Annotated in this window: 13 protein-coding genes; 6 read left to right on the top strand and 7 right to left on the bottom strand. The window is 74.1% G+C overall.

Features of this window, described 5'->3' with window-relative positions; genetic code table 11:
- Position 1: 1 nt before the first annotated feature.
- The 7 genes from ACFFHU_RS28665 to ACFFHU_RS28635 form a co-directional block, all read right to left on the bottom strand.
- The gene (locus ACFFHU_RS28665; RefSeq protein WP_377343652.1) at positions 2-607 is read right to left on the bottom strand and encodes a hypothetical protein; all 606 of its coding nucleotides are present in this window, start codon (positions 605-607) and stop codon (positions 2-4) included.
- A 16-nt stretch (positions 608-623) separates the two neighbouring features.
- Positions 624-1,772 carry a M23 family metallopeptidase gene (locus ACFFHU_RS28660; protein ID WP_446686808.1) on the bottom strand — a complete coding sequence of 383 codons (1,149 nt, stop codon included), beginning with the start codon at positions 1,770-1,772 and terminating at the stop codon, positions 624-626.
- On the bottom strand, positions 1,772-2,323 hold the full coding sequence (locus ACFFHU_RS28655; RefSeq protein WP_377343555.1) for a hypothetical protein: 552 nt from the start codon (positions 2,321-2,323) through the stop codon (positions 1,772-1,774). Before ACFFHU_RS28655 ends, ACFFHU_RS28660 begins: the two co-directional genes overlap by 1 nt.
- Positions 2,324-2,329: 6 nt before the next feature.
- On the bottom strand, positions 2,330-4,264 hold the full coding sequence (locus ACFFHU_RS28650) for an MFS transporter (RefSeq protein WP_377343554.1): 1,935 nt from the start codon (positions 4,262-4,264) through the stop codon (positions 2,330-2,332).
- A gap of 1 nt (position 4,265) precedes the next feature.
- Positions 4,266-7,721 carry an ATP-binding protein gene (locus tag ACFFHU_RS28645; RefSeq protein WP_446686807.1) on the bottom strand — a complete coding sequence of 1,152 codons (3,456 nt, stop codon included), beginning with the start codon at positions 7,719-7,721 and terminating at the stop codon, positions 4,266-4,268.
- Positions 7,722-7,851: 130 nt separating this feature from the next.
- Positions 7,852-8,214, bottom strand: coding sequence for a hypothetical protein (locus tag ACFFHU_RS28640; RefSeq protein WP_377343552.1), 363 nt, complete (start codon positions 8,212-8,214; stop codon positions 7,852-7,854).
- Positions 8,215-8,227: 13 nt separating this feature from the next.
- A complete protein-coding gene (locus ACFFHU_RS28635) occupies positions 8,228-8,551 on the bottom strand; it encodes a hypothetical protein (RefSeq protein ID WP_377343551.1) in 324 nt (107 codons plus the stop codon).
- A 375-nt stretch (positions 8,552-8,926) separates the two neighbouring features.
- Between ACFFHU_RS28635 and folP the strand changes: the two genes are divergently transcribed.
- The 6 genes from folP (at position 8,927) to ACFFHU_RS28605 (ending at position 12,986) form a co-directional block, all read left to right on the top strand.
- On the top strand, positions 8,927-9,751 hold the full coding sequence (gene folP / locus ACFFHU_RS28630) for a dihydropteroate synthase (protein WP_377343650.1): 825 nt from the start codon (positions 8,927-8,929) through the stop codon (positions 9,749-9,751).
- A complete protein-coding gene (gene folB / locus ACFFHU_RS28625) occupies positions 9,748-10,119 on the top strand; it encodes a dihydroneopterin aldolase (protein WP_377343550.1) in 372 nt (123 codons plus the stop codon). The genes folP and folB overlap by 4 nt, the downstream gene beginning before the upstream one ends.
- On the top strand, positions 10,116-10,661 hold the full coding sequence (folK, locus tag ACFFHU_RS28620; RefSeq protein ID WP_377343549.1) for a 2-amino-4-hydroxy-6-hydroxymethyldihydropteridine diphosphokinase: 546 nt from the start codon (positions 10,116-10,118) through the stop codon (positions 10,659-10,661). Before folB ends, folK begins: the two co-directional genes overlap by 4 nt.
- A gap of 112 nt (positions 10,662-10,773) precedes the next feature.
- On the top strand, positions 10,774-11,286 hold the full coding sequence (locus tag ACFFHU_RS28615) for a DUF3180 domain-containing protein (protein WP_377343548.1): 513 nt from the start codon (positions 10,774-10,776) through the stop codon (positions 11,284-11,286).
- 141 nt (positions 11,287-11,427) lie between these two features.
- The gene (locus ACFFHU_RS28610) at positions 11,428-12,654 is read left to right on the top strand and encodes an ABC transporter permease (protein WP_377343547.1); all 1,227 of its coding nucleotides are present in this window, start codon (positions 11,428-11,430) and stop codon (positions 12,652-12,654) included.
- Positions 12,655-12,680: 26 nt separating this feature from the next.
- Positions 12,681-12,986, top strand: a complete 306-nt coding sequence (locus ACFFHU_RS28605; RefSeq protein ID WP_377343546.1) for a hypothetical protein — start codon at positions 12,681-12,683, stop codon at positions 12,984-12,986.
- Positions 12,987-12,996 lie beyond the last annotated feature (10 nt).

Raw genomic sequence — 12,996 nt, 5'->3', positions numbered from 1 at the left:
GCTACTCGAGCCAGAGCAGGTGCACCGGCACCTCCTGGGTCTTCGGCGACTGCCCGCTCCAGGCCCAGCGATACCAGTCGACCTCGGTGCTGACCCGGACGCAGATGTCGCCCTCGGCGCTGGTGTGCAGCTCGGTGACCGCCCGCAGATCGCGGCGTTCCACCCCATCCACCACCTGGACCACCCGGCGGCCGGTGACGGCATCGGCCTCCACCACCGGCAGCGGCCCGGGATGCGCGGGCGCGTCCAGCGAGACGAGCCGGGCCAGCACGTCGGCGCGGGCCGGCGCCGGCTGCCCGCGCTCGCCGAGCAGCTCGACCCAGACCCGTTCGGCCGGCACCAGCGGGGCGAAGACCTCGGTCTGTTCGGCCTCGGCCCGGTACCACTCGTGCTCGGGGATGACCGGCACGTAGGTGCGGCTGCCCTGCACTACCCGGTCGTCGGCGCGCAGGTCGGCCCGCCAGCCGAGGCCGGGCAGGCCCACCCGGATCCGCCGGCCGCGCAGGTCGAGCCGCTCGGTGGCCGGTGCCAGCAGGATGGGCCGGGGCGGCAGCGGGGCCCAGTCCGGCTCGCCCGCGAACGGGTCGGGCAGCGGCTCCCGGCTCATCGCGCCGCGCGCCGGATCATGCCGCGCCACCGAGCGGCACGCCGCGGTCGCGCATGAAGGGCACCGGGTCGATCCCGCCGGCCCAGGCCCGGATGCCGTTCAGATGCACCTCGAAGTGCAGATGCGGGCCGGACGAGTTGCCGCTCGTACCGACCTTGCCGATCACGTCGCCGGCCCGGACCAGCTGGCCGGGCCGGACGAACGGCGCCTGCACCATGTGGCAGTACCGGGTGATCACCCCGCCGGCGTGCAGGATGTCGACGAACCAGCCGCAGCCGCCCTTGCCCGGATATCCGTCCACGTCGCAGTTGCGCCGGCCCTGGTGGTCGGGATCGCAGCGGGCCACCAGCACCCGGCCGGAGGCGGCCGCGTGGATCTCGGTGAACCGGTCCACGATGAGGTCCACCCCATTGTGTGTCGGCCGGTCGGCCGTGCGGAAACCCGAGCCGACCTTGGCATGCACCGGGAGGGTCCAGCCGGAGGCGGTGATCTCGGTGGCCGTGGCGCACCGGGGGTTGACGGCCGCTCCGATGGCCCGGGCCGCGCCGTTGGCCAGCCGGTTCACGATGTCGGTGGCCGCCGGCTCGTGCTTGGCGTAGGCGTTCGGGAAGGCGCTGCGCTGCACCCGCTGCGCCGCGTCGGTGAGGGGGAGACTCTCCCAGCCCTTGACCCGGACCAGCCGCTCGTAGAACTTGCGGGCCGCGTAGGCCGGATCCCGCACCTGGGCGGGCGTTCCCCAGCCCTGACTGGGTCGCTGCTGGAACAGCCCGAGCGAGTCGTGGTCGTTGCCCGCGCCCAGATAGGGCAGGTTGGACAGCCGGGACTCCTGGATGGCCGTGGCCACCGCGATCACCCAGCCGCGCGGCGGCACCCGCAGCTGCCGGCCGACCGCGATGATCACGGCCGCGTTCCGCAGCTGGCTTGGGCCGAAGGTTTCCATCCGCGGCATGGCCGCGGCGTCGGGCGCCAGCGGCGCCCCCTGCCCGCACGCGTCGCCGGCCAGGGTCATGGTCGGGTCCTTCGCGCCGCCCAGCGAGGTCAGCATGAACGCCGCAGCGCCGCCCACGCAGCACAACAGGGCAAGCGCCACGGTGACCGAGACGGTCAGCGGCACGAGCCGGAGCCGGCCGCGGCGCCGGCGCGCCGGCGCGGGGTCCGGGCCGATCACGACCGCTCCCAGTCGACCTCGGCCACCCGCCACTCGCCGTGCCCGCTCACCAGCTGTAGCCGCAGCGTCCCGGTGTCCACCGGCAGGGTCACCTCGGTCAGGTCGGCCGTCCGGGTGGTCAGCACCGGATCACCGGTGAGCCGCCGCGCCGGCACGCCGGCCGGGTCCACCCCGGACAGCCGCTCGGCGAGGTCCGGAGTGGCGCGGGGCGTGAGGGCCGCGAGCCACCGCTGGGCCGGCTGGTTCCGGTCGAGCCAGGCGGTGGCGAAGGCTCGGGCCACCGCCTCGGGCCGCTCCGCGCCCGGGCTGGTGCGCGGGGTGGGCGACGGGTCGTCGACCGTCAGCCCATCGTCGGCCTCGGTGGCACTGGGGGTGTCGATGGGCCGCTGCGGCTGCGTCACCACGGCCGGCCGGGAATCCGGGCCGGTCACCAGCCGGGCCGCTCCCACGATGCCGAGCACCACCACGGCCAGCGCCACGGCCGCGCCGAGCCGGGACCGCAGCACCCCGCCGACCAGGAGGGCAATGACCCGCTGCACCGCGCGCATCCCGGCTCACCTCGCCTCGGAGCGGATTCGCGGCCGCTTCTCCGGCTCCCGTTCCGGCTCGGTCGAGCCGGGCCGGTAGACCGAGTACGACGGGACCGCATCGGGCACGTCCGGCTCGGTCCACTCGGCCGGCTGCCGACGCCGCGGCACCGGCGCCCGGTGACCCGGCGCTGGCGCCCCGACGGCCGGGGCCACCGGCCCGGCCGGCTCCAGGCTGCTGCTCTCCCGGACCGCCCGGGAGGGCGTCGTCCCGGTCGGATCCTCCAGCCGGGCCTCGGGGCGCAGGTTGGGCTGCTGAGGCAGCGCCCGGCGGGCCCGCTCGAGCGGCGTCGGGCGATCGTCCGGCTCGCCATGCGGTCGGGCCGCATCCCGCAGGTCGCGCATGAAGCGCTGGTGCCAGCGTTCCCGGATGACCACCTCGGTGCGGTCCTTGCCGCCGAGCTGGGTGATCCGCTGGAACGGTCGGAGCAGCAGCCAGCCCACCACCCCGGAGAGCGCGACCAGCACCACCTGCAGCCAGCCCGGCAGCGTGGGCGTGCTCATCACCAGGTCGACCGCGAACAGGTAGATGGCCGCGCCGGTGCCGAAGATGGCGATGTTGAACAGCGCCGCCACCACGGCGTTGCCCAGCCGGCGCAGTCCGGCGCTGGCCGGCCGGAGCAGGCCCACGGTGCCCAGGACCGGCGCGGCGATCACCGCCCAGCGGAAGATCAGGAAGCCGAGCAGCACCAGGATCGAGGCGGTCAGGTCGAACAGCGCGAACAGCACCGCGGCCAGCAGCGCGATGAAGCCGGCGCCGATCCGCTCCATGTCCTTGGTGCCCTGGAGGTACTCGTACGCCTCCGGGTCCTCCTTCTGGATCTGCGCGGCTACCTTCATCCACTCGAGCTGCTTGGCGTCGATGGTCGCCTTCCGGGTGTCCGGATTGCTCCGTAGTTTTTCCGCTTCCTCCCAGGACAGCGATCTGGCGTCGTAGAGCGCCCGGCCGTACTTTTGGGCGGTCTCGCTGTCGGCCGAGCCCAGCACACCGCGCAGCCAGTTGCGGTAGAGCATGGTCTCGGTGGCCGTGTCGCTGGCCCGCACAGCGGGCGGCCGGTGATCGTTGCAAGCACCGGGGGTCGGGTCATCGCACTGGCCGGGCGGGACGTTCTGCGGGCGCGGTCCCACGGCATCGTGTACGGCCCCGAGCGCGGTCACCAGCGTGCCGTCGGCCAGGTTGGCCGAGCGCACCGGCCAAGCCGCAAGCGCGGTGACGGCCACCATCACCAGCAGCGCCCAGCCGGCCGTGGTCATCGCGTTGCTCATGTCGGACTGCCGGGACCGCCACATCAGGTAGAGGCCCACCACGCAGAGCGTGATGATGCCGAAGACGCTGAACACCTTCTGGTAGACCGCCTTGGTGGCCTGCTCGACCAGCGGGTCGGCCCAGCCCCACATCTCCTTGGGCTCCCAGGCCCGCTCGCGGAGCGCGTTGGAGGCGCCGATGACCGACGTGGCCATCATGAATTCGCCGTTGGCCACGGTGGTGGTGAACCGGTAGTCCGGATGGATCAGCGAGGAGGCGCAGCCGCCGTCCACGTCGTACGTGCTGTAGCCGTAGCCCGCGTACCCGTAGGTGCTGTAGAGGCCCTGCGGGCCGGGCTCCTTGGCCGAGTCGGGACGGCTGACGAACCAGCCGGCCAGCCCGGAGTCGGGCGCGCTCGGCACCGGCGGGTCCGCGCACTCGACCGTCTTCTTGCCCGTGTCGGTGAGCTTCTTCACGCAACTCTGGAAGTCGGCCTGCCACTCCTTCGTGGTCTTGCACAGGTCGGCGGGCGCGCGGGCGGCCAACCCCGTGCTGGCGGCCGCGGCCGCGGGACGGGCGCCGGGCAGCGACCAGGCGAGCGAGCCCAGCGCCAGTACGCCGATGGCGAGGATCATCGCGACGGCCCGCCGAGCCATGTCACGCCTCCGGATCGCTGATGCTGGCCGGCAGTTCGGCCACGGGGGATGCCGGCGCGGCGGCCGGGGTGGTGTCGAGGTGTTGCAGCAGCCCGGGAACGTACGACACGTCGACCCGGACCTTCTGGACCCGCCCGTCCACGTCCCGCATGACGAACTCGCGGAAGCCGAGCCGGTCGGCCGAGGAACTGTCCACGGCGGACAGCGAGGCCAGGGTGGCCTCGTACCCGTCGTTCACCGGCACCCGCAGTAGTCGCAGCGCCTCCGAGGCAATCTCCTCGTCCTCGGCGATCCGCCCCACGAAGACGGTGGAGACCAGGTTTTGCACGTCGAGCCCGAGGATGTCCTTCGGGTTCTGCGAGGAGACCAGGGCCGCGAGGTTCCACTTGCGGGAGTCCCGGGCGAGCCGGACCAGGAACGACCGGCCGGAGCGCCAGCCCTCCATGAAGTGGGCCTCGTCCAGCCCCACCAGCTTCCGCGACGACATCGAGCCGCCATAGCAGCGGCGTACGGCGAGCCGGTGCGCGGTGTGCAGCATCGGCAGCGCGAGGGCCTCCTCGGCCGACCAGTACTCGCGTTCGATCTTGAGGTCGGGCAGCCGCAGCCCGGCCATGGTGATCACGGTGAGCGCGGCGTCGGCCCCGAGCAGGCCCTCCGGCGGCCGGCCGAAGAACAGCAGCGCCAGCGGCATCTCGGCGGTGTCCAGGAGCAGGTTGGCCAGCTCCTTGCCGTCGTGGTCGTCCAGCCCGGCCAGGCAGGCCACCACGTCGTCGAGCCGGGACGTCTCCTCGGCCGGCACCTGCCGGACCGCGTGCCGCAGCAGCGTGGCGGTGGACGCCTCGCGGGCCACCTGGGGCGGCACCAGCATCATGCAGATGTCCTGCACCAGCATCCGGCGCTCGGCCCGGGCGTTGGAGATGGCGATGTCGAACTCGCGGTCGCCGGCCGGCCCGGTGGGGAATTCGGTCCGCAGCGGCGTCGGGATCAGCGAGTACGGCGCCAGCGTCCCCTGCTCGGAGCCGGTGAGGTTGAGCACCCGCGCGTACGGCCGCAGCTCCGGCATCGAGCAGAGCCGGGCCAGCGGACCCGACGGGTCGAGCAGGGTCACCTGGACGCCGCGCCGGGCCGCGAGATAACCCAGGGCGCCGAGCAGGGTGGACTTGCCGCCGCCCGGCTCGGCCACGAAGACGGCCAGGCCGGACCGCTCGCGTACCTCCATCGGGAAGTGCAGATCGAGGAAGACCGGGCGGCGGCAGGTGCCGGCCGTCCGGCCGATCAGGTCGCCGCGCCGGTCACCCACGGTGGACGCGGCCTGCGGGAGCGCCGCGGCCAGGAGCTTGACCGGCATCCTGCGGACGTACCCGGTGTTGGCTACCGGCTCGCCCGGGATGAACTCGCGGGCGAGCCAGTCCTGGTTCTTGGGGTGCTGCAACGAGATCCGGAGTTCCCGCGAGTAGAGCTGGATCAGCCGGCGGGCCCGCTCCAGGCACTCCTCCCGGTTGCGCCCGCCGACCGCGATCCGGTGCCAGCCGTGCGCCCGGGCCGACTCGACCGGCAGCCCGGTGGTCATCTCGTCGCCGATCACCAGCGCCCGCTTGGCGAGCCGCTCCAGCTCCGGTGGGGCGTCCATGCCGTGCTGCGCGTAGTCGAGCTGCTGGGAGCGGATCATCCGGAGCCGGTGCTCCAGGTTGCGGAACGAGTCACCCGGGCCCAGCAGGTCGATTCGGCTGGACAGCTCCATGGGCCACGGCAGCCGCTCGTGGAAGTGCAGCCATGGCTCGTGCCGCTCGGGAATCTCCAGCGGCTCCATCCGGCCGACGGCCAGCACGGCCACATGCCGCTCCTCGCCGGACATCCGGTTGACCAGCTTGACCGTCGACCCGTACGGGGTGCGGTAGCGCTCCACCTGCTCGGTAAGGGCCAGCAGGTCGCCGCGTTCCCAACGGCCACCGGAGACCGGGGACAGGGACGTCGGCGGCGCCATGCAGAGCGCGACCGATCGGTAGAGCAACCACTCCAGCTCACCGGCCGACACCCGGCGGCCGCGCATGCCGAACGCGCCGAGCACCTCGTCGAACTGTTCGACCGTACGGCTCAGCCGGCGCCGCTCGGTGTCCGCGACGCCGCGGCCGAACGCGCGCAGCAGCCGCTCCGCCATGTTGTCGCCCATCGAGCGGCGGGCGAAGGTCACCCCGAGGTACGTCTGCCCCTCCGCGTGGTTGACCGAGAGCAGGTGCCGCTGGGCGGCCACCAGATGGTCGGCCCAGCTGGTGCCGCCGGCCACTGTGGGCAGCGGGTGGGCGGTGTGGGCGTCGAGCGTGCGCGCCCATTCGTCGGCCGGGAACGGGCGGGTGGTGCGGCGCAGGTGCAGGCGGAAGCCGGCGAGGCCCGCGTACTGCTCGGAGATGGCGGCCAGCAGCGCCTCGCGCTCGGCGTCCGGCCGGAACGCCCAGCGGACCTCCGGCAGCCAGTACCAGGCGGTGACGGTGTTCGGGGTGAAGGTGAGGTGGCCGGCGATCTCGGTGATGGCCAGCTCCACCGAGGGGTCGCGGTCGCCGAACTTCACCTTCGGCGGCCGCACGGTCACCGGCTTGCTGGTCCGTTGCCGCCTGGGCTGCCGCTGCCGGGCCGCGCGCGCCGGTTCCGGCTCGTCCGCGGCGGCATGCTGCGCCCGGGCCGGCGCCGAGGCCGGCGTTGGTGTCGGTGCCGGCCGCTGCGTCGGCGCCGGGCGCGCCGCCGCGGCGCGTGGCGCCGCGGCAGCTCCCGAGTCGGGCGCCGGGCGCGGCGCGGCGGCCGCCGGCGGTCTCGAAGCCGTGGCGGCTGCGGGGTTGGATGTGCCGGTCCCAGCGCCCGTCCCGGTCCCGGTCCCGGTCGCGGGCCGGGCCGGGGTGGCGGGCCGGGCCGGGGTGGCGGGGGGTACGGCGGGGGCGGCCGCCCCGTTCGTGGGTGGCCGGGTCGGCGCGGCGGGGCGCGGCGCGGCGGCCGGGCGTGGCGCGGCGGGGCGCGGGGCGGCGGTCGGGCGGGTCCCCTCCGCCGGCACCTCGCTGACGTACGCGGGCACCCGTGGAGCGTTGGCGGGCGCGGCGGGCGTGGCCGTGGTGGCGGCCCGGCTCGGCTCGGCCGGTGGGCTCTCCGGGCTGCCGGGTTGCGGGGAGGGCGCGGGCCGCCGGACGGGGGAAACTCCGGACGACGGCTCGGCGGGCTCGGCAGGGCGCTGCCGCGGCGCGCCGGCCTGGCCGCCGCGCCGGGTCGGCCCGCCCGCGCCGAACAGGTCCAGGAACGGGGAGTCGATGTCGGGATGCTCGGACGTGCCGTGCCCGTTGCCCGGCTGGGCCGGTCGGCGACGCACCGGTCGGGGCGGCTGGAAGCGCGCCACGGTGCCGTTCCCGGAGCCGTTCACCAGGGCGGGGTCCAGGGACTCCTCGTCGATACCCCCGTCGTAGTCGATTGGTCGCACACCGTTACCTTCTGGATCGGCCGGCGATGCCGCCGGACGGTGGAAGCCCGGCGAAGATGAGGGAGTCATTCCGTCGCCTCGCCCGGGTAGGTGGTTGCGGTCAATCGGGGGGAACACGCCCGGCGGAGCCTCATACCAGCTCCTCCCGAATCCGGACGCGAGTGGCGATCAGCCGCGGATCGCGTAGCTCGGTGGCCGGTTCGCGGGTCCGCCGCCAGTCGGTCAGCGCGGTCCGGATGACCGTCCGGGCCGGCCGGTCCGGGTCGACGTACCGGAACACGAACGACGTGCTGACGATGGCGAGGGCGATCTCCCACGCGGGAAAGAGTTCCACCTTGAGCGTGAATAGCCAGTGAATGAACATGTACAGCGGCACGAGCAGCATGAACAGCCCGTACTGCGCGTAGGGCAGGTGGACCGGCAGGGTGTAGCCGGGCGGCCCGAGGTAGACCAGGCGGGCCCGGTAGATGTCGTCGTCGGTGCGCAGCCGCATGTCGAGCTCGCGCCTACTTGATGATGAGCAGGTTGACCAGGTAATCGCCGACGAAGAACAGTGTGGCCGCGCCGGCGATGAACGCGAGTCCCACGATCGCGATGGCCGAGCTTGTCAGCACCTTGGAGATCTCACCGCGGCTGGCCCGCCCGATGAAAATCACTCCCAGCACGGCCAGCAGGATCGGCGCGATCTTGGTGGCGAAGAACTTGACGACATTGTCGGTGTTGATCGTGCCCTTCGGACCGGGCTCCGCCGCGATGACGGCGTTGGTGACTGTGTGCAACGCGTGCCCGCCCGCGTTCCACACCATCTCCACGAGTTCCGTGGCGATCATCGGATACCTCCCCAAGGCGCGGCCGGCGAAGCCGCAGTGCGGATGTGTCTGACCAGGTGGAGGGACGAGAATCTGCCCACCCTGGTAGACCCCGCGTCCCGGTCTCGCCACCGGTGGTGACGAGTTTTGGGCGTTTTTGGAGTGGTTTGGCCCATCCCCTTCAACTTCGCCGTCTGGATGCCTCGCAACTGCACAGCGTACGGCCCACCCCTGTCTCTAACAAGGCGCGGCCGGTGTCCCGACCGGACCCGAATGACCGGTTAATCGTACACCTGTTCTAGAGGGCCGAGGCGACGTGCGGTGACCTGGGGTCGGTACCGTCAGACCGTGACCGAACTGCTCCCTCCGGGCCGATCGCCGGACCAACCGGTGGTGATGGGCGTCCTCAACGTCACGCCCGACTCGTTCTCCGACGGCGGCCGGTACACGGACCTCGGCGCCGCCGTCGAGCACGGGCGCCGGATGTTCGCCGTCGGCGCCGGGCTGGTCGACATCGGCGGCGAGTCGACCCGCCCGGGCGCCGACCGGGTGGACGCGGCCACCGAGCTCGACCGGGTGCTGCCGGTGATCCGCGAGCTGGCGGCGGCCGGCGTACCGCTGAGCATCGACACCACCCGGGCCGCCGTGGCGGCCGCGGCGCTCGCGGCCGGCGTCACGGTGGTGAACGACGTGTCCGGCGGCCTCGCCGATCCCGACATGGCCCGGGTGGTGGCCGACGCCGGCTGCCCCTGGGTGCTCATGCACTGGCGCGGACACTCGCGCCGGATGGCCGAGCTGGCCCACTACGCCGACGTGGTGACGGACGTGAAGGCCGAGCTGGGCCGGCGGATCGACGCGGCGGTCGCGGCGGGGGTGGCGCCCGGGCGCATCATCGTGGACCCGGGGCTCGGCTTTGCCAAGGGCGCGGCCGACAACTGGGCCCTCACCACCCGGCTGCCCGAGCTGGTGGCGCTGGGGTTCCCGGTGCTGTTCGGGGCCAGCCGGAAGTCCTATCTGGGCCGGCTGCTGGCCGCGCCGGACGGAACGCCGCGGCCCGCCGCGGAGCGCGTGGCGGCAACGGTCGCCACCAGCCTGCTGGCCGTCGCGGCGGGCGCCTGGGGGGTGCGGGTGCACGACGTACGCGACACCGCGGACGCGCTGGCCGTGTGGGCCGCGAGCGGCCGCCCGCGGCTGGCCGCGGCCACCGGCGGCGTCCGGTGACGCCCCGGGACGCCATCGTGCTGACCGGCCTGCGGGTCCGGGGCCGGCACGGGGTGTACGCCTTCGAGCGCGAGCAGGGCCAGGACTTCGTCATCGACGTACGGCTCGAGCTGGACCTCGGGCCGGCGGCCCGCTCGGACGACGTGGCCGACACCGTTCACTACGGCGAGTTGGCGGAGCGGCTGGTGGCCATCGTGGCCGGGGCGCCGGTGAACCTCATCGAGACCCTGGCCGAGCGGCTCGCCGACGCCTGTCTGGGCGACGAGCGGGTGGCCGTGTCCACCGTGGTGGTGCACAAGCCGCAGGCGCCGATCCCGCACGAGTTCGCCGACGTGGCCGTGTCGGTCACCCGGGCCCGGCCGGCATGAGCCGGGCCGTGCTGTCCCTGGGCAGCAACCTGGGCGACCGGCTCGCCCACCTGCGCGGCGCGGCGCGCGGTCTGCGGGACGTCCTGCTGGCGACCTCGGGCGTCTACGAAACGCCGCCGTGGGGCGACGCCGAGCAGCCGGCGTACCTGAACGCCGTGCTGCTGGTGGCCGACCCGGCTGCCGGGCCGCGGGACTGGCTGGACCGGGCCCGGCGGTTGGAGACGGCGGCCGGGCGGCGTCGCGACCCGGACCGCCGGTACGGGCCGCGCACCCTCGACGTCGACGTCATCGCGGTGTGGGGGCCGGACGGCGCGCCTGTGATCAGCGACGAGGGCGAGTTGACCCTGCCGCATCCCCGGGCCGGGTTGCGGGCCTTCGTGCTGCGGCCCTGGCTGGACGTCGAGCCGTCCGGCGAGCTGCCCGGGCAGGGGCGGCTGGCCGACCTGCTGGACCGCGAGCCGCTGGCGGCGCAGACGCGGGACCTGTGTCCGAGACCGGACCTGCGGATAGCACCCGACATGCCGATAGAGTCGGACCGGTGAGCGAGCGAATCAGGCTCTGTGCGGAGCGCCGGTTGGGGCGTGGCGGGCGGGGAACCATCCAGCTCAGGGCGGAAGGGCCTCATGCCGGGCCTGAGCGAAGCGAGGGGCCGGCATGAGCGATAGGTCTTCCCCGCCCCGGCCGCCGGCGCCGAACCCGACCATGGGCCCCACCCGGCCGGCGAGCCTGGTGGTGGCCGGCCTGGCCTCGGCAGCCCTGGCCTGGCTGCTGGTCAGCTCCTTCTACGCCGACCTCCCGGCGCTGCCCTGGCTGCCGGCCGTGACGCTGGCCGGCCTGGCCGTGCTGGAGGCGTACGCCGCGCTCACCACCCGGGCGAGGATCGACCGCCGACCGGGGCGGGAACCGGTCGAGCCGCTCACCGTCGCCCGGTACGCCGTGCTGGCCAAGGCCTCGTCGCTGGTGGGCGCCATCTTCGGCGGCTTCTGGGCCGGCCTGGTGCTGTGGCTGGTGGTGGAGCGCACCAAGGCCGCCTCCGACGATCTGCCGGCCGCCGTGGCCGGCTTGGTGGCGTCGCTGTGCCTCATCGCCGCGGCGCTGTGGCTGGAGCGGGCCTGCCGGGTGCCGGAGCGCCCCGACGACGACGAGGACGACGAGCTGGGGCGCTGACCGGGGGGTTTCCTGCGACCGGGTGGCCAGGTACGGTGCCTGGCGTCCGGTCAGGTCCGCGACCGGACCGAACGGCCACCCGCCGGTCCGCGGCATTGGCCGTGACCCGTCGCCGGGCGGACGATCCGGGAGGCGCACCGCATGACGTACGACGAGCCCGCCTATCGGCGTCGGGACTTCGGCGACACCGAGGCGTACGGCGACACCGACGGGGGAATCACGCGGACCCAGCGCGTGTCGGCCGCGGCCCTGGACGACGTCTTCGACGACCCGGCGCACGGCGAGCCGGGCCGGGACCGGCTTGCCGTGCACGTCCTGTGGGAGATCCTGCTGCTGGTCGCGGTGGTGGCGCTCGGCTTCCTGCTCTACCGCACCCAGGCGTCGGCGCTGCGCGGTCAGGCCCTGAAGACCCTGCTGGTCTCGGCGGCCGCGCTCGGCCTGCTCACGCTCGGCGCCGGGGTGACGCTGCGGGCCGCCGTACCCAATCTGGCGCTCGGCCCGGTCGCGGTGGCCGCCGGCCTGCACTTCGCCGAGAACGGTGACCGGGGCGTCGTTCCGGCCATGACCCCGGCGGTGCTGGCGGCCGCCGGCCTGGGGCTGGCGGTCACGCTGCTCGTGGTCGGGTTCCACGTGCCGAGCTGGGCGGCGAGCCTGGCCGCCGCCCTCGGCGTCATCGTCTTCATCCAGCAGCGCACCGCCCCGGTCCGGGTGCAGGGCGAGTACGACCCCAGGGGCACCGCCCTCTACCTGTTCGGCGGCTTCGCGGCGCTGGCCGTGCTGGGTGGTCTGTTCGGCATGATCAAGCCGATCCGCCGGATGGTGGGCCGGTTCCGTCCGGTGGCCGACCCGGCGCGTCGCCGGGGCGCCGGCGGCGGGGTGGTGGCCGGGGCCGCGATGGTCGCCTCCATGGTGCTGGCCACCGGCGCCGGGCTGCTGATGGCGGCCAACGGGTCCGGCCCGGTACGCCCGGTCACCGGGCTGGAGTGGACCGGCCTGGCCATCGGCGCGGCCCTGGTCGGCGGGACCAGCGCGTACGGCCGGCGCGGCGGGATCTTTGGCACGCTGCTGTCGGTGCTGCTGGTGACCCTCTTCCTGCGCTACTCCGACCTCAAGAACTGGGACATTGCCCTGGGCGCCACGGCGGCCGTCGTCCTGGCCGGTGGCCTGGTGGTCACCCGGCTGGTGGAGACGTTCGGGCGGCCGCGGGTGGTGGCGCCGGTGGACGGCGACTGGGCGGCCGAGACGGACAACGACTGGTCGGACCCGGCGGAGCGGTCGGATTCGTGGTCGGCCACCCTGCCGGCACAGCCCGGCAAGCCCCGGCCCGATCCGTGGGACGCCGACCGGTGGGGCTCCGCGGACCGTTGAGGCAGCTGGACGCTAGTCTCCTGGGCATGACGGAATCGCCATCGGGCCGGTCGACGGCCGACTTCGAGCAGCTCGACGCGCTGTCCACCGAGGAGCTGCGTGAGCGGGCGTTCGCCGTCGCCCGGGAGCATCGGGACATCCGGTTCTTCTGGTCGGTGCTGCGGCACCTGCCGAACGCCGACGAGGCGGAGGCGCTGGACGGCTCGCCGAACTCGGTGGGCCCGACCGTGGACGAGGCCGTCGCCCTGTGGCGGGAGCTCACCGGGCACGGGTACGAGGAGTCGGCGCCGCTACTGCGGGCCGCCTTCATCGACTACCTGATGAAGCACTGACCGGGCTCGA

The sequence above is a fragment of the Plantactinospora siamensis genome (genome assembly GCF_042434095.1).
Taxonomy (GTDB): domain Bacteria; phylum Actinomycetota; class Actinomycetes; order Mycobacteriales; family Micromonosporaceae; genus KBS50.
This window is presented reverse-complemented; position numbering and strand designations above follow the sequence as displayed.

Excerpts from the sequence above, each read along its gene's own strand:
- ACFFHU_RS28615 (WP_377343548.1), top strand. The coding sequence starts at position 10,774 with ATGAGCGATAGGTCTTCCCCGCCCCGGCCGCCGGCGCCGAACCCGACC.
- folK (WP_377343549.1), top strand. The coding sequence starts at position 10,116 with ATGAGCCGGGCCGTGCTGTCCCTGGGCAGCAACCTGGGCGACCGGCTC.
- ACFFHU_RS28640 (WP_377343552.1), bottom strand. The coding sequence starts at position 8,214 with ATGCGGCTGCGCACCGACGACGACATCTACCGGGCCCGCCTGGTCTAC.
- folP (WP_377343650.1), top strand. The coding sequence starts at position 8,927 with ATGGGCGTCCTCAACGTCACGCCCGACTCGTTCTCCGACGGCGGCCGG.
- ACFFHU_RS28610 (WP_377343547.1), top strand. The coding sequence starts at position 11,428 with ATGACGTACGACGAGCCCGCCTATCGGCGTCGGGACTTCGGCGACACC.
- ACFFHU_RS28605 (WP_377343546.1), top strand. The coding sequence starts at position 12,681 with ATGACGGAATCGCCATCGGGCCGGTCGACGGCCGACTTCGAGCAGCTC.
- ACFFHU_RS28635 (WP_377343551.1), bottom strand. The coding sequence starts at position 8,551 with ATGATCGCCACGGAACTCGTGGAGATGGTGTGGAACGCGGGCGGGCAC.
- ACFFHU_RS28665 (WP_377343652.1), bottom strand. The coding sequence starts at position 607 with ATGAGCCGGGAGCCGCTGCCCGACCCGTTCGCGGGCGAGCCGGACTGG.
- ACFFHU_RS28655 (WP_377343555.1), bottom strand. The coding sequence starts at position 2,323 with ATGCGCGCGGTGCAGCGGGTCATTGCCCTCCTGGTCGGCGGGGTGCTG.
- ACFFHU_RS28650 (WP_377343554.1), bottom strand. The coding sequence starts at position 4,264 with ATGGCTCGGCGGGCCGTCGCGATGATCCTCGCCATCGGCGTACTGGCG.